Annotated in this window: 3 protein-coding genes; 1 reads left to right on the top strand and 2 read right to left on the bottom strand. The window is 74.6% G+C overall.

Annotated features, from left to right (window positions below; genetic code table 11):
- Positions 1-717, top strand: a 717-nt coding sequence (locus GL263_RS26040) for a DUF2252 family protein (RefSeq protein WP_182858189.1), incomplete at its 5' end; no start/stop codon positions are given.
- Positions 718-765: 48 nt separating this feature from the next.
- Here GL263_RS26040 and GL263_RS26045 read toward each other — a convergent pair.
- Positions 766-966 (bottom strand): DUF8691 family protein, encoded by a 201-nt coding sequence (locus tag GL263_RS26045; protein ID WP_182858190.1) that lies wholly within the window; start codon positions 964-966, stop codon positions 766-768.
- 186 nt (positions 967-1,152) lie between these two features.
- A partial coding sequence (locus tag GL263_RS26050; protein ID WP_228456837.1) for a helix-turn-helix domain-containing protein occupies positions 1,153-1,719 on the bottom strand: 567 nt, incomplete at its 5' end.

Raw genomic sequence — 1,719 nt, forward strand, 5'->3', positions numbered from 1 at the left:
ACCCCCGAGGGCCGGCGGATCACCCCGGACCCCCCGCTGATCACCCCCGTCGACCAACTGCTGGACGGCTCCGCCGACGGCGGTCAACGGGCCGAACTGCACAACCTGGTCGAGGCGTACGCCCGGACCCTGCCGCCCGAACGCCGCCAGCTGCTGCGCCACTACCACCTGGCGGACATGGCCCGGAAGGTGGTCGGGGTCGGCAGCGTCGGCACCCGCTGCTGGATCCTGCTCTTCCTCGGCCGGGACGACGACGACCCGCTGATCCTCCAGGCCAAGGAGGCGCAGCCTTCCGTGCTCGCCGCCCACCTTCCGGGCGACCACGACACCAACCAGGGGCGCCGGGTGGTCACCGGACAGCGGCTGATGCAGACGGCCGGCGACATCTTCCTCGGCTGGACCCGCGCGGTCGGCCTGGACGGGCGGCGACGCGACTTCTACGTGCGGCAACTGTGGGACTGGAAGGGAGTCGCCCGGCCCGAGACCATGGACCCGGCCCTGCTCACCCTGTTCGGCCGGCTGTGCGGGGAGTCCCTGGCCAGGGCCCACGCCCGTTCCGGCGACCCGGTCGCCATCGCCTCCTACCTGGGCGCGGGAGACGGCTTCGACCGTGCCCTCACCGAGTTCGCCGCCGCCTACGCAGACCAGAACGAACACGACTTCCACGCCCTCGACGCCGCCCGCCGCGCCGGACGCGTCACCGCCGTACCGCTCTGAGCCGACCGCCGGGCCGCCGTGAGCAGCCACCGCCCGTCGGAGGCCGCCTCAGGGCTCCGGCAGCTGCCGCATCTCCAGCACCCGCAGCCCCAGCGCCTGCAACCGGGCCAGCAGGCCCCACAGTTGCGCGTCGTCGACAACCTCGCCGTACAGCACCGTGTGACCCGCCATCACCACATGCCCCAGCTCCGGAAACGCCTCCGTCAGCGCCTCCGACATGTGGCCCTCGACACGGATCTCGTAGCGCATGGCTGTCTCCCACCGGCCGCCGAAGGGCGTGCGAACCACCTGGACCACCATCGTCGCCCCCGGCCGCCCGGCCGACCTCACCCGACCGAGGTGACCCGAGGCGAACCGAGACGACCCGGGGATGTCAGTGCTTCAGCACGAACCCTGCGTCCGCCCCGACTCCCGCCGCCACCGGACCGCGCCGGCTCACAGCAGACCGAGGTCGCGCGCCCGCCGGACCGCGTCGCTGCGGCGGTGCACGGCGAGCTTCCGGTAGACGCCCTTCAGGTGGGTCTTCACCGTGTTCACCGACACGTACAGGTCGGCGGCGATCTCCTCGGTGGACATCATCCGCGCCAGCCGCCGCAGCACCTCCAGCTCGCGGCCGCTCAGCTCCTCCACGACCGGCGGCACCGGCTCCGCCGCGCCCCGGGGAGACCTGCTTCCCGGAGCCCTGCCTGCGTGAGACCTGCCTCCGGGAGGCCCGCCGGAGGGAGCCGGCTCTGAGGTGAGCCAGCCGGCCGCCAGCTCCCGCGCCCTCGGCGTGGCCAGTAGCGGGCGGATCCACGGGCGCGCGTCGACAAACGGACGCCGCAGCCGCTCGCCGCGCGCCGCCACCAGCGCCCGCGCGACCAGCCTCCGCGCCGCCTCCACGTCCCCGGCCTCCTGCGCGATCCGCGCCCGCGCCAGGGCCGCGCGGACCGTCACCGCCGGCCCGCCGCGCCGTGCCCGGTCAAGACCGTCGAGCAGTTCGACCGCCCACGCCGCCCGCCC

It is taken from the genome of Streptomyces durbertensis (genome assembly GCF_014156695.1).
Classification (GTDB): domain Bacteria; phylum Actinomycetota; class Actinomycetes; order Streptomycetales; family Streptomycetaceae; genus Streptomyces; species Streptomyces durbertensis.

Coding starts and splice junctions, on each gene's coding strand:
- GL263_RS26045 (WP_182858190.1), bottom strand. CDS start 966: ATGCGCTACGAGATCCGTGTCGAGGGCCACATGTCGGAGGCGCTGACG.